Origin of the sequence: Streptomyces sp. NPDC085481, from assembly GCF_044541845.1 — a bacterium.
Taxonomy (GTDB): domain Bacteria; phylum Actinomycetota; class Actinomycetes; order Streptomycetales; family Streptomycetaceae; genus Streptomyces.
This window is the reverse complement of sequence record NZ_JBITTJ010000003.1, coordinates 55,460-75,171: the sequence shown is the minus strand read 5'-3', so window position 1 is coordinate 75,171 and position 19,712 is coordinate 55,460. Positions and strand designations below refer to the sequence as shown.

Annotated in this window: 11 protein-coding genes; 7 read left to right on the top strand and 4 right to left on the bottom strand. The window is 70.4% G+C overall.

The annotated features are described in order from the left end of the window. The first annotated feature begins 11 nt into the window (after window positions 1-11). The 3 genes from ACIGEZ_RS09070 to ACIGEZ_RS09060 all read left to right on the top strand — a co-directional run bounded on the left by ACIGEZ_RS09070 (window position 12) and on the right by ACIGEZ_RS09060 (window position 3,130). On the top strand, window positions 12-491 hold the full coding sequence (locus ACIGEZ_RS09070; RefSeq protein ID WP_399827761.1) for a PH domain-containing protein: 480 nt from the start codon (window positions 12-14) through the stop codon (window positions 489-491). Window positions 492-722: 231 nt separating this feature from the next. Beyond that, entirely contained in the window at window positions 723-2,063 is a 1,341-nt protein-coding gene (locus tag ACIGEZ_RS09065; protein ID WP_399827758.1) for a hemolysin family protein, read from the top strand. Continuing rightward, window positions 2,060-3,130 (top strand): hemolysin family protein, encoded by a 1,071-nt coding sequence (locus ACIGEZ_RS09060; RefSeq protein WP_399827755.1) that lies wholly within the window; start codon window positions 2,060-2,062, stop codon window positions 3,128-3,130. The genes ACIGEZ_RS09065 and ACIGEZ_RS09060 overlap by 4 nt, the downstream gene beginning before the upstream one ends. 122 nt (window positions 3,131-3,252) lie before the next feature. Here the strand turns inward: ACIGEZ_RS09060 and ACIGEZ_RS09055 are convergent, their stop codons facing one another. Next, window positions 3,253-5,142, bottom strand: coding sequence for an AAA family ATPase (locus tag ACIGEZ_RS09055; protein ID WP_399827753.1), 1,890 nt, complete (start codon window positions 5,140-5,142; stop codon window positions 3,253-3,255). 307 nt (window positions 5,143-5,449) lie between these two features. Continuing rightward, a complete protein-coding gene (locus ACIGEZ_RS09050; protein ID WP_399827750.1) occupies window positions 5,450-6,079 on the bottom strand; it encodes a uridine kinase in 630 nt (209 codons plus the stop codon). Window positions 6,080-6,248: 169 nt separating this feature from the next. Between ACIGEZ_RS09050 and ACIGEZ_RS09045 the strand changes: the two genes are divergently transcribed. The 3 genes from ACIGEZ_RS09045 (at window position 6,249) to ACIGEZ_RS09035 (ending at window position 17,600) form a co-directional block, all read left to right on the top strand. Further along, window positions 6,249-7,643, top strand: coding sequence for a peptidase C39 family protein (locus tag ACIGEZ_RS09045; protein ID WP_399827747.1), 1,395 nt, complete (start codon window positions 6,249-6,251; stop codon window positions 7,641-7,643). 721 nt (window positions 7,644-8,364) lie between these two features. Then, window positions 8,365-17,193 carry a SpvB/TcaC N-terminal domain-containing protein gene (locus tag ACIGEZ_RS09040; protein WP_399827744.1) on the top strand — a complete coding sequence of 2,943 codons (8,829 nt, stop codon included), beginning with the start codon at window positions 8,365-8,367 and terminating at the stop codon, window positions 17,191-17,193. Next, window positions 17,190-17,600 carry a hypothetical protein gene (locus ACIGEZ_RS09035; RefSeq protein WP_399827742.1) on the top strand — a complete coding sequence of 137 codons (411 nt, stop codon included), beginning with the start codon at window positions 17,190-17,192 and terminating at the stop codon, window positions 17,598-17,600. Before ACIGEZ_RS09040 ends, ACIGEZ_RS09035 begins: the two co-directional genes overlap by 4 nt. Window positions 17,601-17,724: 124 nt before the next feature. On the opposite strand, the gene ACIGEZ_RS09030 is transcribed toward ACIGEZ_RS09035, so the two are convergent. Beyond that, window positions 17,725-18,039 carry a hypothetical protein gene (locus tag ACIGEZ_RS09030; protein WP_399827739.1) on the bottom strand — a complete coding sequence of 105 codons (315 nt, stop codon included), beginning with the start codon at window positions 18,037-18,039 and terminating at the stop codon, window positions 17,725-17,727. Between the two features lie 236 nt (window positions 18,040-18,275). Between ACIGEZ_RS09030 and ACIGEZ_RS09025 the strand changes: the two genes are divergently transcribed. Further along, window positions 18,276-19,448: an acyl-CoA dehydrogenase family protein gene (locus tag ACIGEZ_RS09025; RefSeq protein WP_399828674.1), complete on the top strand. Its 1,173-nt coding sequence runs from the start codon at window positions 18,276-18,278 to the stop codon at window positions 19,446-19,448. Here ACIGEZ_RS09025 and ACIGEZ_RS09020 read toward each other — a convergent pair. Continuing rightward, window positions 19,411-19,686 carry a hypothetical protein gene (locus ACIGEZ_RS09020; protein WP_399827736.1) on the bottom strand — a complete coding sequence of 92 codons (276 nt, stop codon included), beginning with the start codon at window positions 19,684-19,686 and terminating at the stop codon, window positions 19,411-19,413. The genes ACIGEZ_RS09025 and ACIGEZ_RS09020 overlap by 38 nt on opposite strands. Between the last annotated feature and the right edge of the window lie 26 nt (window positions 19,687-19,712).

Sequence of the window (19,712 nt, the reverse complement as noted above, 5' to 3'; positions counted from 1 at the left end):
CAAGGAACCCCATGACCGACCCGGTGTCCACCACCCCCGCCCTCCCGGTCACCTTCCGGCCCGGCCGCACCCGGGCGGTCCTGCTGACCATCGGCGTACTCATGTTCGTCGTCATCTCCGGCGTCGCGCTGATGCTGGAGCGGCTCAGCCCGGCGGAGCGGGTCAGCTTCTTCTTCACCGCCGCGCTGTTCCTCGGCGTCCTGGTGCTGCTCAGCCGCCCCAAGGTCGTCGCCGACGCCGACGGTGTGACGGTCGTCAACATCACCCGGACACGCCGACTGGCATGGGCGGAAATCCTCAAGGTCAACCTGCGCCCCGGCGACCCCTGGGTCTTCCTCGACCTGAGCGACGGCACCAGCATGCCCGCGCTCGGCATCCAGCCGGGAATCGCCAAGCAGCAGGCCATCACCGACGCCCGCGCACTGCGCGCCCTCGCCGAGAGCCGCGGCACCGGAACGGAGACCCGCGACACCGGCACGGAGAACGGCTGAGCCGGCGGGGGACCCTGATCCGTCCCCCATACGGGGCCGACCCCCTGCCCGCACCGGCGCGGGCGTGACTACTCTGGTGGCGGTGGTGCCGAGCGGCACCACCGCCCCGCGCGTGCAGGGCCGCCGGCCGGCGGCCCGCGGGGCCGCCCTTCGACCCGAGGAGTGACTCCCTCCGGCAATGGACGGATCGTCCGGTAGTACCTGCGCCGCCCCCTCACCCGAGGCGGCGGCATGATCGTCTCTCTGCTGCTGCTCGCAGCGGCCTTCCTCCTGATCCTCGCCAACGGCTTCTTCGTGGCCGCCGAGTTCGGCCTCGTCACCGTGGAACGCGCCGAGGCGGAGCGCGCCGCCGGCGACGGCGACCGCCGGGCCCGCAGCGTCGTCAGAGCGCTGCGCGAGCTGTCCTTCCAGCTCTCCGGCACCCAGCTCGGCATCACCCTCACCTCGCTCGTCACCGGCATGCTCGCCGAGCCCGCGCTCGCCCGGCTGCTCGACGGGCCGCTCACCGCGACCGGGCTGCCCGAAGGCGCCGTATCCGGCATCGCGGTGGTCGTGGGCATGCTGCTCGCCTCCGCCGTCCAGATGGTCGTCGGCGAACTGGTGCCGAAGAACTGGGCGGTCTCCCGGCCACTGCAGGTGGCCCGCTTCGTCGCCGGACCGCAGCACGTCTTCTCCACCCTGTTCCGGCCGGTGATCGCCCTGCTCAACCGGGTCGCCAACCGCCTGGTACGGCTGTTCGGCGTGGAGCCCACCGACGAGCTCGACTCGGTCCGCACCCCCGGGGAGCTGGTCTCCCTCGCCCGCCACTCGGCCCTCGCCGGCGCCCTCGAACAGGACACCGCCGACCTCTTCGTACGGACCCTGTCGCTCGGCGGGCTCACCGCCGAGCAGGTCATGACCCCCCGGGTGAAGATGAGCGCCCTGCAGTCGGACGCCACCGCGGCCGACGTCCTCAACCTCACCCGGGCCACCGGCCTCTCCCGCTTCCCCGTCTACCGCGAGCGGATCGACGAGATCGTCGGCATGGTCCACCTCAAGGACGCCCTCGCCGTCGTCCCGCACGAACGGCAGCGCGTCCCCGTGGGCCGGATCGCCGTCCCGCCGCTGCTCGTCCCCGAATCCCTGCCCGCCCAGGCGCTCCTGGAGCGGCTGCGCCGCGAGCAGCCGATCGCGGTCGTCGTCGACGAGTACGGCGGCACCGCCGGCGTCGTCACCCTGGAGGACATCGTCGAGGAGCTCGTCGGCGAGGTCCGCGACGAGCACGACACCGCCGCCGACGAACGGCCAGAACTGGCCGCCGTGCCTTCCGAGGACGGCAGCCCGGCCTGGGAGGCCGACGGCTCCTGCCGCGTGCACACCCTGCACCGGATAGGACTCGACGTGCCCGACGGACCGTACGAGACGGTCGCCGGGCTCGTCGCCGACCTGCTCGGGCGCATCCCCGCCCCGGGCGACCGGGCCGAACTCCCCGGCTGGCGGCTCTCGGTGCGCCAGGTCGACCGCTACCGCGCCGGGCGGGTGCGGATCGTGCGCACCGCCCCGGTGCCCGTGGGCGCGGAGGCGGCCCGATGAGCCTGCTTCCCCTGCTGTTCGCCGTCCTGCTGGTGCTGGCCAACGGATTCTTCGTCGGGGCCGAGTTCGCCCTCGTCTCCGTACGGCGCAGCCAGATCGAGCCCCTCGGTGGCAGTCGCGCCCGCCAGGTCCTCTACGGCCTGGAGAACCTGCCGCAGATGATGGCCGCCGCCCAGTTCGGCATCACCGTCTGCTCGTTGACGCTCGGCGCGGTCGCCGAGCCGACCGTCGCCCACCTGCTCGAACCGGTCTTCCACGCCGTGGGCGTGCCGGCCGGCCTCGTCCACCCCCTCGGATACGTGCTCGCGCTCGCCGCGGTCGTCTTCCTCCACCTCGTCATCGGCGAGATGGTCCCGAAGAACCTGGCCATGGCCGACCCCGAGCGGACCGCGCTGTGGCTCGGCCCCGCCCTGGTCGGCTTCGCCCGGCTCTGCCGGCCGGTGACCCGCGCGCTCGGCGCCTGTGCGCGCCTCGTCCTGCGAGCCTTCAAGGTCGAGCCCAAGGACGAGGTGGAGGCCGTCTTCACCAGTGCCCAGCTCGGCCGGCTGGTCGAGGACGCCGGGCAGGCCGGACTGCTCGACCCGTTCGAGCAGGAGCGCCTGGAGGACGCCCTGGAGCTGGGCACCCGCCCGGTGACGGACGTCCTCATCCCCTCGGCCTCCCTCGTGACGGTCTCCCCGTCCGTCACCCCGCGCGAGATCGAGGAGCTGACGGTCCGCACCGGCTACTCCCGCTTCCCGGTGTGCACGGGGGGCCGGGGCACCTTCATGGGCTTCGTGCACGTGAAGGACGTCCTGGACCTGGAGGACCGGGAGCGTGCGGTGCCCCAGCAGGTGTGGCGCCCGATGGCCACCCTGCGGGCGGAGCTGCCGCTGGACGACGCGCTCACCGTGATGCGCCGGGCCGCGACCCATCTGGCGCAGGTCGCGGACGCCTCGGGGCGGGTTCTCGGCCTGGTCGCCCTGGAGGACGTCCTGGAGATGCTGGTCGGCGAGGTCCGCGACCCCGCCCACCGGATCCTTCCGCCGCCGCAGCACCCACGCCCGGCGCAGGTGCTGGCCGGCTGATCAGGGATCTGACCGGATCCTGGATCACGGATCCAATATCCAATATCCAATATCCGATATCCGGGGTCCCATCTCCCGGATCGGGGACATCGGACATTGGATCCAATCTCCGGGATCCGGGGTCAGATCCCCGGTGGTTCCTGGGGGCCGCGGTCCACCGGGCCGCGGCCGGACAGGACCTCGCCGTACGCCTGCATCAGGTCCGGCAGGCGCAGGGTGGCCAGGTCCTCGCGGCTCGGGGTGTCCCGGTAGCCGGAGAGCCGCAGGTCGCGGTAGGCGCAGGACTTCTCGTACAGGGTCCGCAGGAAGCGACCGTTGCCGAGCTCGTCGATCCAGCCCTGGTCGACGACATGGGCGCTGATCGAGCGCAGCTCGTCCAGGGCCTCCTCGTCCCAGCCGTCGCCGTTCGCGGCGGCGAGCACCTCGCCGATCGCGGTGAGCTCCAGCGGACGGTACGAGGGGAAGTCGACCCGCGTGGTGAACCGCGAGGACAGCCCCGGGTTGGCGGCGAGCAGCCGGTCCATGCCCTCGGGGTAGCCGGCCAGGATCACCACCAGGTGGTCGCGGTTGTCCTCGGCGCGCTTGAGGAGGACCTGCAGGGCCTCGTCGCCGTAGGCGTCGCCCTTGCTGTAGCCGGTGTTGGAGAGCGAGTAGGCCTCGTCCACGAAGAGCACCCCGCCGATCGCCGAGTCGATCAGCTCGTTCGCCTTGACGGCCGTCTGCCCCAGGAACTCGCCCACCAGATCCGCCCGTTGGGCCTCCACCAGGTGGTCGCCGCCGAGCAGCCCGAGCGCGTAGAAGACCCGCCCCAGAATGCGGGCGACGGTGGTCTTCCCGGTGCCCGAGGGGCCGGAGAAGACAAAGTGACGTTTCGGCGGCTGGACCGGAAGTCCCTGTCCGGCCCGCAGCCGGGCCATCTCCAGCTGCGCCGACAGCGCCTTCACCTGCCGTTTGACCGGCTCCATGCCGACCATCCGCTCCAGCTCAGCGAGGGCTGCGGCGAGCATGGCCGGGTCCGTGGGGCTGGCCGGGAAGCGGGGCGGCACCGGCTGCGGCGGGATCGCGGCCTTCTGGCGCACGAAGTCGGGCGGCTCCGGCGGCGCCGGCGGCGGTACGGACCCGGGCCGCAGCAGCAGGCCGTCGCCCGGCAGCTCCGGATCGGCCGCCTGCCCGGCGTCCGCCGCGTCCTGCCCGATGCCCCCGAGTGCGACCGGGGCGAGTCCGGCCGGGTCGTCGGGGCCGTCGAAACCGTCGTACTCGGCGATGGCCGCGAGCCTGGCCGCGGTGTCCATGAACGCCGGATCGATCCGGTGCACCGCCCGGTACAGCGGCAGCGCGGCGGCGGTGCGCCCGGTTCCCTCGTGCGCCCTGGCCAGCCAGTAGCGCAGCTCCTTGCGCTGCGGCTGCTCACTGCGGCAGCGCATCAGCGCCGCCGCCAGCAGCGGCTCGGCCTGCCCGTACATCTCCAGGCGCACTCGGGCCATCCCGCCGAACAGTCCCGCCTCGATGCCGAGCAGCGGATCGTCGACCAGCGGTTCGGTATGCCGCACCAGCTGCTCCCAGTCCTTGACCAGGTAGGAGCGGCAGGCGTGCAGAAAGCGGACCTGCGGGTCGGTGTCGACCGGCGGCAGCCCGGCGAGCGCCCGGTCGAGCTCGGGGACATGGCGTCCGTCGAGCCAGTGCGAGGCGTGCGCGAGGAGCAGGTCGCGGGGGCGTTCGAGCACCGGCTGCACCCACCAGCCCAGCCAGTACCAGGAGTTGAGGGTCCTGCGGTGCCGGGTGCGCTGCTCGCCGAACCGCTCGCGGTTGCGGTACATCCGCAGCAGGGCGGTCGTGGTGTCGACCCGCAGCGCGTGCAGGCCGAGCCAGCCGTCGGCCATGCCGGGATCGATGCGCACCGCCGTGCGGAACTCCTCCTCGGCCTGCGGATAGGCGCCCATCGTGTAGGCGTCCACGCCGCGCAGCCAGGCGAGCTCGGCGGGGGCATGCGCGCCCTGTGTGCCGATGTCCATCGGGTCCCCCACAACCGTCTTCACGTGGACGGGAATTGACCGCACCGAGGGGCATCGTACCTGCGCAGAGGGTGCGTGATGAGGGAGAAGAGGATGATCCACCCGGATCCGTAGCGATGCATGGGCAGCTCAGAGGTGGTGACCCAGGGTAAGGATAAGGGCAGAACGAAGCCCCCGATCACGGGGGAACAACCGGGGGCTTCGCGTCTGCGGCGACTTCGGAAAGTCGCACATTGAGAACGTAAGACCTGTACGCCCCTTGGGTCAAGCGGAGTTGGAGCACTTGCGGAAGTGGAGTTCCGTCCACTCAGTTCGCAGCCAAGGGGTCGTCACGGTGGGTGATGATCTGGTTCGGGCCCGCCGTCACAGAGGGCCCGGGCAGCCACTCGTACCCCTCCTGTCCCTCCCTTACCAGGGTGTCGGCGAAGGGCCGCGAGGGGTCCGCGGAGAAATGGCGAGTCTCCGCCACCGTCCACTCGTCCCAGAAGGAGGACAGCTCGGGGCCGTCGCGGTGCCGCCCGCGCACCCAGGACTCCTCGGGACCGCGCTCCATCCACAGCAGCCTCGCGAGGAACGGCCGCAGCTCCCGCCGCCCCGCACCCACGCCCTCCACCAGCACCACGGGCGCCGGGGACAGCGGGCGGGGAGCGCCGAAGGCGCGCAGATTCCAGTCGTACGGGCGGTAGTGCGCCGTCTCGCCCCGGGACAGCGGCCCGACCACCTGGGAGAGCATCCGTCCGGTCCACGCGAACGGCTCCTCGTGGGTGGCGAGGTCGTCGAGGTGCAGGACCGGGGCGTCGTCCAGGGCGGCGGAGAGCCGGGCCGCGAGGGTGGACTTGCCGGAGCCGGCGTGGCCGTCGACCGCGACGAGCCGCACCGGTCCGCAGGAGGGCGGCAGCAGGGCGAGCGCGGCGGCCGCGCGGTCGAGGTCGTTCATGGCCCCAGGGTAGGCGAGCCCGCAGGTCAGCGAGGCAGGGCCTGCCAGTGGTGAAGACCAATATTGCTCGCGCGGCACGCGTCGAATCGCTGGTGGAAGCCGTCCGTGAGCCGCGATAGTGGGGCCGCAGCCCGTCCGTCCGCCACCACCGACCGGAGGGTCACCGCCCATGCCCCCTTCCACCCCGCGCAGAACCGTCCTCGCCGCGCTCGCGGCCGCCGCGGGCACGGCCGCGGCCCCTCCGGCCCTCGCCGCGGCGGCGCCGGAGCCCACAGCCCCCGAGGCCGCCACCCCGGCCACCGACCCGAAGGCCGGCGGCCACGCCCCGGCGCCCGGGCTCGTCGACAACCGCTTCTGGAGCACGTACACCGACTGGCGCTGCGGCACCCCCGCCGGCACCCGCGCGGTCGCGGGCCACCGCCCCGGCCTGGTCATCGACACCCCCGCCGGCCGCACCGACTACGCCGACCCGCACACCGGCCGTACCACCACCTGGGAGTACGCGAGCTGGACCTCGCCCACCCACACCTCCACCGTCCCGGCCACCGAGGTCATCGCCTCCTGGAACGCCCACACCCCGCCCGGCACCTGGCTCCAGGTCGAACTGCGCGGCACGTACGGCGACGGCACCGAGACCCCCTGGTTCGTCATGGGCCGCTGGGCGGCCGGGGACACCGACATCCGCCGCACCTCGGTCGACGACCAGAGCGACGGCAAGGCCTCCATCTGGACCGACACCTTCTCCGTCGACGACCCGGCGAGCGGGCTGCGCCTCGTCTCGTACCGGCTGCGGCTCACCCTCTACCGCACACCCGGCACGACCCTCACCCCCAGGGTCCGGCGACTCGGCGCGATGGCCTCGGACATCCCGGACCGGTTCACGGTGCCCGCCTCCGTGCCGGGCCTGGACCGCGAACTGATCGTCCCCCGCTACTCGCAGAACACCCACGTCGGCCAGTACCCCGAGTACGACAACGGCGGCGAGGCCTGGTGCAGCCCCACCTCCTCGCAGATGATCGTCGAGTACTGGGGACGCGCGCCCGCCCCCGACGACCTGGCCTGGGTGAACCCGGACTTCACCGACCCGCAGGTCTGCCACGCGGCCCGCTTCACCTACGACTACCAGTACGCCGGCTGCGGCAACTGGCCCTTCAACGCCGCCTACGCCGCCACCTACCCCGACATGAACGCGCTCGTCACCCGGCTGCGCTCGCTCACCGACCTGGAGACCCTCATCCGCGCCGGCATCCCGGCCATAACGTCACAGTCCTTCCGCAAGGAGGAACTCACCGGCGCCGGCTACGGCACCTCGGGCCACCTGATGACGGTGATCGGCTTCACGGCCGACGGCGACGTGATCGCCAACGACCCAGCCTCGCCCAGCAACGAGGCCGTCCGCCGCATCTACCGGCGCCGCGAGTGGGAGAACATCTGGCTCCGCACCAAGCGCTACGACGCGAATGGCAAGGTCAGAAGCGGTACGGGCGGTGTCTGTTACATCTTCTGGCCGACTGAGTCAGCACCAAGTCAGCACCGCGCGCTGCGGTCGCTCGGCCTGCTGTGAGCATGTGCGGACCCACGGCCGTCTCGACGACCTGACGGCACCGCTCCTGGCCGTCCTGCGTGAGGTGGCCGTACCGGTCCACCGTGACCTTGATCGAACGATGTCCGAGCCAGCGAGACACCTCGTGAAGGGACGCTCCGTCGGTCAGGGCCACGGTGATCCAGTCCGTACTCACCGGGCACGACGCGGCTCACCATCTGGCGGAGCGCAGGCACGAGTAGAAGCTCGGGTCGGTGGATCGGCGGCCCTATGACAGACGCAGAACGTCGCGGCTTCCTGCGCCCTCCGAGGCCCTCGCTCTCTCCCCGAAGGCCGAATGATCACGACCTGCGGTAACGGTCTACGCTCGGCCGCGACCACGTGCGCCGCATCATGCGCACGGCGTTGACGGCAGCGGATTCACTCCCAGGGGGAGCGCGGGCCCAGGAGGTCCGTGCTGACCTCTGCGACGCGCCCGACGCGGTGGGCTCGGGTCAGACGGGTTGACGGCGAAGTGCAGCTGACACACCTGCCACGGCTCAACGGACGCGAACGGCTTGGCCGATTGCCCTCTCGCACCGGTCAGAACTCCGTTGCCGGATCGTGACCACACGGGCTGGTCTTGTCCAGAAATCAGTGTACGAACGCACCGGCCCGCGAACTACCGTTCGGTACCACAGGGGGCGGCGATCGTCGGATGACTCGTGCTCCGGGGACGTCCGGCGGTATGGGGGGCTCTTTGATGACTGTCCAGCGCGTGGTCCGCGGCCGGACGGGGGTGATCATCGTCCTCGCCATGGTGCTCACCGTGTCCGGGCTGACCTCGCCCGAGCTGTTCCGCAGCGTCGCCGCGGCGGTGCCGGACGCCGGGTCGGCGGTCACCGGGCCGGAGGGGCCGGAGGGCACGTCGTTCAACCCGAACCAGATCAAGGACATCAAGGCGGCCGACCCCGGCGCCGGGGTGAACCTGGTCGAGGCGCCCTCGGCGAACAACCGGGGTGACGCGCGGTTGTCGTACCCGCTGGAGGTGCCTAAGGGCCGCGCGGGCCTGGAGCCGAGTCTGGCCGTCACCTACAACTCGTCGGGGACGAACGGGTGGCTCGGTGTCGGGTGGGACCTCGCCACCCCGATGGTCACGGTCGACACGCGGTGGGGTGTGCCGCGCTACGACGCAGGACTGGAGACCGAGACCTACCTGCTCGACGGCGAGCAGCTGACCCCGGTGGCGCACCGGAGCGCGTTGCAGGCGCGCACGGGGGAGAAGGTCTTCCACTCCCGGGTGGAGGGCCGGTTCGACCGGATCGTGCGCCACGGCGACGGCCCCACGAACTACTGGTGGGAGGTCACCGACAAGCAGGGTGTCCGCACGCTCTTCGGCGGCACGGCCGACAGCACGCTGGCCGACGGCAAGGGGCGCGTCGCGACGTGGGCGGCGCGGGAGGTCCGCGACGGCAACGACAACGTCCTGCGCTACCGGTACGCCAAGGTGGCTGACGGCGGCACGGCGGGCTCCGGGGTGCCGGGCAGCGACCTGTACCCGCAGAAGATCACCTACACCGGCCGCGGCGACACCGACGGCAGGTACTCGGTGACGTTCATCCGGGACCGTGAGCGCGGCGAGCCCCGCCGGGCGGACGTGCGGATCGATGCCAAGTACGGGTTCAAGAAGGTCACCGCCGACCTGTTGCGGCGCGTCGAGGTCAAGCTGGACGACCAGCTGATCCGCGCCTACGAGCTGACGTACCGGACCGGCGCGTTCGCCAAGACGCTGCTCACCTCGGTGTCGCAGTTCAGCGAGAGCAACCAGCTGTTCAACACCCACACGTTCGACTACTTCGACGACGTGCGTGACCAGTCGGGAAACTACAACGCCTTCGCCGACGCGGCCGGTTGGTCGGTGCCGGATGACGACCTCGGGGTGAACATCCGCGAGGGCGAGGCCAGCGCGATCTCGGCGAACACGTCGGCCGGCTTCGGCGCGCACCTGTTCGCGGGCTACAACGTGCAGGGGCTGCCGACCAAGGAGGGTTCCGTCGGGTTGAAGGTCGGGTTCAGCGCGGGCCAGTCCGACGGGCTGTCGACGCTGACCGATGTGAACGGCGACAACCTGCCGGACAAGGTGTTCCGCAAGAACAACGACGTGTTCTACCGGCCCAATCTGGCCAGACCAGGGGGTGAGCCGAAGTTCGGCGACACGCCGGTCAAGCTCACCGACCTGCCGGGAATCTCGACCGAGCGCACGCTGTCCGGCACCATCGGCGTCGAGTCGTACGTCCTCACCACCTCGGCCCAGCTGGACTTCGTGGGCACCACGACCACCTCGGACCGGTTCTTCAGCGACGTCAACGGCGACGGCATAGCCGACCTGGTGAACAACGGCGGCGTGCTGTTCGGCTACCTGGACGCCCATGGGCAACCCGCCTACAGCGCGGACTCCACCCGCACTCCGGTGCCGATCGGGGGCGGCGCGGTGACCGGCCAGATCGTCGGCGATCAGACCGCGCAGTTCAACCAGCAGGTGGACAACTCACCGCTCCTTGACACGGTGCGCCGCTGGGTCGCGCCGTTCGACGGCAACGTCCGCGTGGACGGCCGCGTGCAGCTGACCCGGGATCCCTCCCCGGCGCGAGCGGCCTACACCAAGGCCGACGGCGTGCGGGTCACCATCCAGCACAAGGACGCCGAACTCTGGGCGCAGCGGATCGGCCCCGACGACCACACCGAGTTCACCCCGGGCAACGTGGCGTCGATTCCGGTGAAGAAGGGAGACGCGCTCTACTTCCGCACACAGTCCATTCTGGACGGCAAGTACGACACCGTGGCGTGGGACCCGGAGATCACCTACACCAACCTGCCGGCCGGCACGGACGCGAACGGGCTGGCGAACACCGTGTTCCGCGCGTCGGCCGACTTCACCTTCGGTGGCAGGCCGTCCTTGGTGACCGTGCCCGTGAACGGCACGTTGCGGCTGACCGGTGACGTGGTCAAGTCCAAGGCGACGTCGGACGACGTGACCGTCGTGATCGAGAAGGGCAACGGCGTCCACCCCGGCGCGGAGGTGTTCCGCAAGGTCCTGCCCGCCGCGTCGACCGGCACCACCGCGATCGACGTGAGTATTCCGGTCAGCGTGTTCGAGAAGATGTCGTGGAAGCTGAAGACCGACTCCCCGATCGACGTGTCGGCGGTCAGCTGGGCGCCGAAGGCGCACTACACGGCCGCGCAGGGGGTCGAGTCGGTCGTCGACGCCAAGGGCGATCCCACGCTGGTGATCAACCCGCCGTACGACATGACCATGTACCCGGCGGACACCCTCACCGCGCCGCAGCAGACCTACAAGGCGACGAAGACCGGCCAGTTGAAGGTGCGGCCGAAGCTGTCCTTCAACTTCAACCTCCTCGGTGACGCCAAGATCGCGTTCACCGTGAAGAAGCGCGGCGGGCAGCTGCTCGGCAAACGGATCTTCCAGGCCAAGGACACCTCCCCGTTCGGCGGCCCGAACCTGGACCTGACCGTGCCGGTCACCGCCGGCGACGAGCTCTACATCGACTACTCCACGACGGAGACCGGACTGCTCGGCCTGCTCGTCGACCAGTCCGCGTCGGTCACCTACGACGTGACCTCCAGCTGGCCGACGTTCACCCCGGCACCCAGCGCCCTGCACGGTTCCGTCGGGCAGAGCGCCTTCGCCCAGCCCTACCGCGGCTGGGGTGTGATCGGCTACCAGGGCAACCGCGACCGCGCCACCCAACCGCTCAAGCAGGCCGAACTCACGCTGGACCAGAGCTTCAAGGACGCGCTTCCCAAGGAACCCAAGGAAGCGGACGTCGCGCCCTTCGCCGCGAATCCCCGGCTCACCATGCCACGCCTTGCGGTGTTCGCCCCCGTTCCCGCCAAGGGCGGCTGGGCCGCTCAGGACGAGTCCTCCTGGGTCACCGCCGCGATGGCGACCAGTTCCCGCCTCGGCGCGGACACCATCGACATCGTCACCGACGCCGACGTGGCGGGCGACCGGGCGGTGATGCGCCGCGGTGTCACCGGCCAGGTGTCGGCCACCCTCGCGGCCGGCCCGTTCGGCGGCACCGTGGTCGGCGGGATCACCGCGGGTTCGGTCGACTACCTCGACCTCAACGGCGACGGCTACCCCGACGTCGTGGGCGCCAAGGAGATCCAGTTCTCCGACATGACCGGCGCGCTCGGCGCCACGCGCGGCACCCTCGGCGGCAACGTCCGCGAGGCGGACAACGTCTCCGGCAACGTGTCGCTCTCCGCGGGCAGCGAGACCGCCACCATCGCCAGCGCACTGGGCATGGCCGCGCCCGACGCGGGCACCAGCGCCAACACCGCCACCACCGGCGCGGTCCAACCGTCACTCGGCATCGGCGGCAGCCTCGGCGGCGGCGAGTCCGACGTCCGCGTCGACCTGATCGACATCAACGGGGACGGGTTGCCGGACAAGGTGTTCGGCAACGGCGACGTCCAGTTGAACCTCGGCTACTCCTTCGCCGCCCGCGAACCCTGGTCGGCCGGGCCGATCAACGACGCGTCCACCCGCAACGCCGGCGTCAACCTCGGGTTCAACGTCGACCGCTACGGCTTCGCGGGCGGTGTGTCCGCCGAGCTGGGGACCTCGTACACCAACGCGAGCATGACGGACGTCAACGGCGACGGCCTCACCGACCGCGTGTTCACCGACGGGGCCAACCCGATCAAGGTCGCGCTCAACACCGGCACCGGCTTCACCGCGCCCGCCCCCTTCCGCGGCAGCTTCCCCGACATCGCCGTCGACAAGAACGCCAGTCTCGGCGCGGGCGTCTACTTCACCGTCGGCCTGCCCACCCCCGTCGGCGTCTTCGTCTTCAACCCCGGCGTCAACGCGTCCACCGGCATCAGCCGGGCCGAAACCAGCCTGCGCGACGTCAACGGCGACGGCCTGGCCGACCACGTCAAGTCCACCCGGGACGACGAACTCCTGGTCGCGGTCAACAAGACCGGCCGCACCAACCTGCTGCGCTCGGTCAGCCGGCCGATGGGCGCCCGCATCGACCTGGACTACACCCGTACCGGCAACACCACCGACATGCAGGAGAGCCGCTGGGTGCTGTCCCGCACCTCGGTGTTCGACGGGCTCGCCGGTGACGGTGCCGACACGCGCCTGACCACCTTCCGCTACGAGCAGGGCCGCTACGACCGGCTGGAGCGCGAGTTCCTCGGCTTCGGCCGCGTGGTGACCGAGGACCGCGACACCAGTACGGACGACGCCGTTCGCCGCACGGTGACCGACGAGTACCGCACCGACGGCTACGTGAGCCGCGGCCTGCTCACCCGCACGCTGACCGAGGACGGCGCCGGCCACCCGTACAAGGAGACACTCAACGCCTACCGGCTCATCGACACCTCCGCGAACGAGGAAGCCGACCCGAAGAGCCGGACCGCCACCGTCTTCCCGCAGCTCACTCGTATCGAGGAAAAGCACTACGAAGGGATGGCCGCCGCAGGGAAGTCCACATTCACCGACCTTTCCTACGACGAGCACGGCAACGTCATCCGCACCTTCGAGGCGGGTGACGAGGGCACCGCGGACGACCTGGAGACCGTCTTCGCCTACAGCGGCTCCGACACGCAGTGCCGCGACCGGAACCTCGTCGGCACCGCCAACGCGATACGGCAGAAGGCCGCGGCCACCGGCGCACTCCTGCGCCACCGTGAATCCACCGTCGACTGCGCGACCGGCGCCGTGCGCCAGATACGCGAGTACCTCGACGACGACACCGCGGCCGTCTCCGACCTGACGTACCACCCGGACGGGAACCTGAAATCGGTGACCGGCCCCGCCAACGCACAAGGGCAGCGCTACAAGCTGGAGTACGGCTACGACAGCACCGTCGGCGTACACGTCGAGTCCATCGAGGACAGCTTCGGCTACCGCTCGTCAACGGCGTACAACCTCAAGTACGGCCGGCCCGAGCGGAACACCGACCACAACGGCCAGCCGCTCCGGATGTCCTACGACAGTGTCGGCCGACTCGACAAGGTGATCGGGCCCTATGAGAAGGACGGCGACCAGGCCACGATCACCCTCGCCTACCACCCCGAGGCGACCGTCCCGTACGCCACGACCAAGCACCTCGACCGTGCCGCCTCGGGCGTACGCGACGACACCATCGACACCGTCACCTTCACCGACGGCCTCAAGCGTGTCCTGCAGACCAAGAAGGACGCCTCGGTGTCCGCCTCGCCCGGGGCCACGCCCACCCAGGTGATGACGGTCTCCGGCCGGCTGAAGTTCGACTCCTTCGGCCGCGCCGTGGAGAAGTACTACCCGGTGACCGAGGACAAGGAAGCCGCGAACACCACGTTCAACGCCTCCTTCGACTCCGTGGCACCCACGAAGGAGACCTTCGACGTCCTGGACCGCTCGGTCAGGACCGTGCAACCGGACGGCGTCACCACCAGCACCGGATACGGCTTCGGCGAGGACCGGGCGGGCACGACCCGATTCGAGGCGACGGCGACCGACGGGAACGGCAAGGAGCGCCGCACCTACACCGACGTCCGGGGCGCCACCACCTCGGTGAAGGAATTCAACGGCTCCTCGGCGATCTGGACCAGCTACGCGTACGACCCCACAGGTCAGGTCACGACGATCACCGACGACAAGAACAACGTCACGCGCGCCGGTTACGACGCACTGGGACGCCGCACTTCTTTCGACAGCCCGGATGCCGGGCGCTCCGAGACCCGCTACGACCTCGCCGGGAACGTCACGTCGAAGATCACCGCGAACCTGCGGGCAGCGGACAAGGCCGTCGAGTACGACTACGAGTACTCGCGGCTGAAGGCCATCCGCTACCCGACGTTCCCGGAGAACAACGTCACGTACGAGTACGGAGCCCCCGGCGCGCCGGACAACGCGGCCTCGCGCGTCACCGAGGTCCACGACGCGGCAGGAACGGTGAAGCGCGCCTACGGGGCGCTGGGCGAGGTGATCAAGGAGACCCGCACGATCACCGCGGTCCGCGACGCCCCGCGCACCTACACCACCGCCTGGACCTACGACGCCTTCAACCGTGTGCTGCAGATGACCTATCCCGACGGCGAGGTCCTGACCTACGACTACGACTCGGGCGGCCAGGTAAGCCGGGCCACCGGAGCCAAGAACGGCACCGGCTACACGTACCTGGACCGGCTCGACTACGACAAATTCGGGCAGAAGATCCTCCAGCAGACCGGCAACGGGGTGCGCACCACCTACACCTACGACGCCGAGGACCGCCGACTCGGAGCACTGAAGTCCGTGGCGCCGGGCGGAACCGCGTTCCAGAACCTGGGCTACACGTACGACAAGATCGGCAACATCACCTCGCTGGCGAACAACGCGCCGCAGGGCGGGGACATCGGCGGTCCGAGCAGCCAGACCTACGGATACGACGACCAGTACCGGCTCACCTCCGCGTCCGGCCGGTACACGGACAAGAACAACGCGGTCAACACGTACACACTGAGCCTGGGCTACGACTCGATCCACAACACCACGAGCAAGAAGCAGACCCACGAGGTCACCGGCGGCACCCCGGCCTTCCCGGCCGGAGGCGGCGGAGCCGGGCCGATCGAACCGGTCGAGGACCCGTCCAACCCGAGCGACGTCCAGGACCGGACCACCTACGACTACACGTACGCCTACGACAGCGCCGCACCGCATGCCCCGACCAAGGTCGGTCCGGTCAGCCATGCCTACGACGCCAACGGCAACCTGACAGGCACGGTCAACACGGCCGTCGCCGACAAGCGCCGGCAGTACGTGTGGGACGAGGAGAACCGCCTCGTCTGCAACCAGGACACCGCGACCGGCACCCTCACGCAGGACCCGAGCGGCTGCGCCGGCGCCACGGTCTCCTACGTCTACGACGACAAGGGCGACCGGGTCGTCAAGCGGAGCGACGACGGGCTCTCGCTGTACCCGAACCGGTACTACAGCGAACGCGACACCACCGGCTACAAGCACGTCTTCGTCGGCGACGGCCGCGTGACGACCAAGGCCGTCGCGACCACCGGTGCCGAGGACGCCCAGCAGTTCTTCCACGCCGACCACATCGGCTCATCCGGTTACGTCACCGACAAGCAGGGCAAGGTCACCGAGCACCTGGAGTACTTCCCGTACGGGGAGACCTGGGTGGAGGAACGGACCGGACAGGCGGACACGCCCTACCAGTTCACCGGCAAGGAGCTCGACGCGGAGACCGGGCTCTACTACTACGGAGCCCGCTACTACAACCCCCGGACCCAGCTCTGGGCGAGCACCGACCCGGTGCTGCCCGACTACCTCGACGGGGACATGGCGGGCGGCATCGCCGAGCCGCGCAACCTCGCCGTCTACACCTACACCCACAACAACCCGGTCAAGCTCACCGACCCGACCGGCAAGTGGCCGAAGATGCCCTCGTGGAAGACGATCGGCCACACCACCCTCGACGTCGTCGGCATGGTCCCGGTCGTCGGTGAGGTCGGCGACCTGGCCAACGCGGGCTGGTACGCCGCGGAAGGCGACTACGTCAACGCCGGCCTCTCCGCCGCCTCGGCCATCCCGGGCGCGGGCTACGCGGCGAACGCCGCCAAGTACGGCAACAAGGCACTCGACGCCGCACAGGCCGCCAAGACCGCCAACAACGCCGCCGATGCGGCGACGACGGCCAAAGCGGCCGACACCGCACCCGTACCGAAGGCGGCCGACAGCCCTCCCGCACCGAAACCGGCCGACAGCGGGGCCACCCCCAAGGCTGCCGACAACACGGCAGGGAGCTGCGGCACGGGCAACAGCTTCACCCCGGACACGCTGGTCGTGATGGCCGACGGCAACCCCAAGGCCATAGCCGAGGTCCGCGCCGGCGACAAGGTCACCGCCGCCGACCCGACAACCGGAGAAACCGGCCCGCGCACGGTCACCGCGCTCATCACCGGTGAGGGCGAGAAGAACCTGGTCGAGATCACCGTCACCAACCCCGGCGGACATCCGGGCAAGGTCGTCGCGACGGACAACCACCCGTTCTGGGCGCCCGAACTCGGCAAGTGGCTCTACGCCAAGGAAATCGTCCCCGGAATGCTGCTGCGGACCGGCAACGGCACCTACACCCAGGTGAGCGCGGTGCGCGCGTGGACCCAGCACAAGCGGGTCCACAACCTCACGGTCGATGACCTGCATACGTACTATGTGCTCGCGGGAACCATGCCGGTCCTGGTGCATAATTGCGACTTCGTCGTGGGCTCGAACGGAACCGCCGTACCTACCAGTGCATCACGATTGGAATCCGGTTTGCAGTCTGCCGTTAATTCCGGAGAACCCGGATTTAGCACCTTCCCGACTCGTTCTGCAGGCGTCGGATACGAGCTGCCGGATGGTAGCAGGGTCCGCATCATGCAGCCCTCGGCCAATGGGAATGCCGGCCTTCGGGCGTCATTTACAAACGGCTCGGATGCGCCTGTGAGTCCATTCACCGGAAAGCCTGTCCAACCGCCCCGCGGCGTCAATCCGAAGCAGTACGTCCGCGAGCGTACGCACGTCGAATTGGGGCCGTGATGGAGTCGGTATTGGAGGAGATCCGACGGTTTCTTCCGCTCAGTGTCACCACGGTTGAAGCAGATAGTGATGGCATTTGGCTTCAAGGGGATCGTTGGCGACTGCGCATCAATACCAGCTGGCGGGTAACTGAAGGCGGTCAGATCACCATTTCACCGAGTCTGACGAGAGATGGGTCGTCGTTCTACGGCCTGGAAGATCTTGTTGGCGATGAAGTTGTCGACGTTGGTATCCAAGGCGTTCAATTCAGACAGGACTTGTACGTGGTAACCCGCGAAGGGCGAATCCTGGAGATCTTCAGTGACTTCCCTTACGGTGAATGGCTGTTGTCGATTTCGGATATGGGTGACGAACGAAGGATCCCGATCTTCGATCTCGAAGGACCACTGTCCGACGTTGCCCAATAGGGGCTCGAGTGCGATCTCGGACCGGAGGGAGTCTCTGCGTAGCGTGGATGCCGGTGCGCCGATGGCGCCGGCCAAGGCCTGAGCTCGTACGGGAGCCCGCACGCAAACCCGTTAGGGGGAGTCCCTACGGGTGGCGGCCGAGGCCGATCGCCAGGCCGAGTCCGCCGAGGAGCAGCCCCACCGGGTAACCGCCCAGGCCGGTCGCGGCGGCCGACAGTGCCGCGAGCACTGCGACGTGCAGCGGCGTGCGCCCCGGCGTGAGCGGCAGCAGGCGGAGGAGCAGCCCGGCCGCGAGCAGGATGAGACCCAGGCCGACCGCCCCGATGCCGCCGATCCCCAGACCCGCCGGCGCGGCCGGACCCCAGAGCGCCACGAGCACCAGGCCGGCGCCGGCCACCGTCAAGGGCAGCGTGATCCTGCGCACGGCGGTCGCGCTCATCCCGGGCCTCCCCACCCTCCGCCGGGCCGTCGGCACGGCCCGCGGAGCGTAGGCACCCGGCACGAAGGAGTCAACGCCGGCGGCCCCGTCCCATGTGACCGGCACCCGCCGAACGGGCATACTCCACCCGCCACGGCCGCCCGCCGCCCCCGCGCGCGCCCCGCCCGGGGCAGCATCGGCGGCAGTGTCGACCACCCGACTGGGAGGAGTGCGCCGCCATGCCCGACCGCGCCGCCGTGCCCGACCGTGCCCCGCAGCCCGTGGAACGCCGGCTGCCCACCGAGGAGGCCCGGGAGCTGCTCGCCCTGGTCAGGGAGATCGCCGAGCGGGAGATCGTCCCCCGGGCCGCCGAAGAGGAGGCCGAGGGCCGCTTCCCCCGCGAGCTGTTCTCCCTGCTCTCCTCCTCCGGCCTGCTCGGACTCCCGTACGACTCCGCGTACGGCGGTGGCGACCAGCCGTACACCGTCTATCTCCAGGTCCTGGAGGAGCTGGCCGCCGCCCGGCTCACCGTGGCCCTCGGCGTCAGCGTGCACAGCCTGTCCTGCCACGCGCTGGCTGCGTTCGGCAGCGACGAGCAGCGCGCCGCCCACCTGCCCGCGATGCTCGGCGGGGGTCTCCTCGGCGCGTACTGCCTGTCCGAACCCGCCTCCGGTTCGGACGCGGCCAGCCTGCGCACCAAGGCCGTCAGGGACGGCGGGGACTGGGTGCTCACCGGCACCAAGGCGTGGATCACGCACGGCGGGATCGCCGACTTCTACACCGTCATGGCGCGCACCGGCGGGCCGGGCCCGAAGGGGATCAGCGCGTTCCTGGTGCCAGGCGACGCGGCGGGGCTGAGCGCCGCCGCGCCCGAGCGGAAGATGGGGATGAAAGGCTCGCCCACCGCCCAGGTTCACTTCGACGGGGTACGGGTACCCGACGCGCGGCGGATCGGGGAGGAGGGGCAGGGCTTCGCGATCGCGCTGGCCGCGCTCGACTCCGGGCGGCTCGGCATCGCCGCGTGCGCGGTGGGCCTCGCGCAGGCGGCGCTGGACGCGGCCGTCGCGTACGCGCGCGAGCGACGCCAGTTCGGCCGTCCGATCGCGGACTTCCAGGGGCTGCGCTTCCTGCTCGCCGACATGGCCACGCAGATCGCGGCGGGCCGTGCCCTGTACCTGGAGGCGGCGCGGCTGCGCGACGAGGGCCGGCCGTTCTCCGCGCAGGCGGCGATGGCGAAGCTGTTCTGCTCGGATGCGGCGATGCGGATCACGACCGACGCGGTGCAGGTGCTCGGCGGCTACGGCTACACCGCGGACTTCCCCGTCGAACGCTTCCTGCGCGAGGCGAAGGTGCTCCAGATCGTGGAGGGCACCAATCAGATCCAGCGCATGGTCATCGCCCGTCACCTTGCCGGACCAGAGTCCCGCTGACGCGCACGGTGCGGTCGGCCCAGACCGGGCCCGCGGCCAGCCGGCTCCACTCCTGGTCGCGGTGGCCCGGCAGGGTCTTGCCGTGGCTGGCCCAGAGGGTGAGCACCGCCCGGTAGATGGGCGGGTCGGAGGGGTGCGGCGGGGGCGCGGGAACCTCGCGCTGAAGCGATTCTTCAAAACGCGGTTCGGACTGCCGGTGCCGGCCGTATCCGCTGGGTGTCGTATACAGCGTGGTCATGCCCGAACCAACGCGGCGGCCCCGTC

Excerpts from the sequence above, each read along its gene's own strand:
- ACIGEZ_RS09060 (WP_399827755.1), top strand. The coding sequence starts at position 2,060 with ATGAGCCTGCTTCCCCTGCTGTTCGCCGTCCTGCTGGTGCTGGCCAAC.
- ACIGEZ_RS09065 (WP_399827758.1), top strand. The coding sequence starts at position 723 with ATGATCGTCTCTCTGCTGCTGCTCGCAGCGGCCTTCCTCCTGATCCTC.
- ACIGEZ_RS09055 (WP_399827753.1), bottom strand. The coding sequence starts at position 5,142 with ATGGACATCGGCACACAGGGCGCGCATGCCCCCGCCGAGCTCGCCTGG.
- ACIGEZ_RS09070 (WP_399827761.1), top strand. The coding sequence starts at position 12 with ATGACCGACCCGGTGTCCACCACCCCCGCCCTCCCGGTCACCTTCCGG.
- ACIGEZ_RS09020 (WP_399827736.1), bottom strand. The coding sequence starts at position 19,686 with ATGACCACGCTGTATACGACACCCAGCGGATACGGCCGGCACCGGCAG.
- ACIGEZ_RS09045 (WP_399827747.1), top strand. The coding sequence starts at position 6,249 with ATGCCCCCTTCCACCCCGCGCAGAACCGTCCTCGCCGCGCTCGCGGCC.
- ACIGEZ_RS09050 (WP_399827750.1), bottom strand. The coding sequence starts at position 6,079 with ATGAACGACCTCGACCGCGCGGCCGCCGCGCTCGCCCTGCTGCCGCCC.
- ACIGEZ_RS09030 (WP_399827739.1), bottom strand. The coding sequence starts at position 18,039 with ATGAGCGCGACCGCCGTGCGCAGGATCACGCTGCCCTTGACGGTGGCC.
- ACIGEZ_RS09040 (WP_399827744.1), top strand. The coding sequence starts at position 8,365 with ATGACTGTCCAGCGCGTGGTCCGCGGCCGGACGGGGGTGATCATCGTC.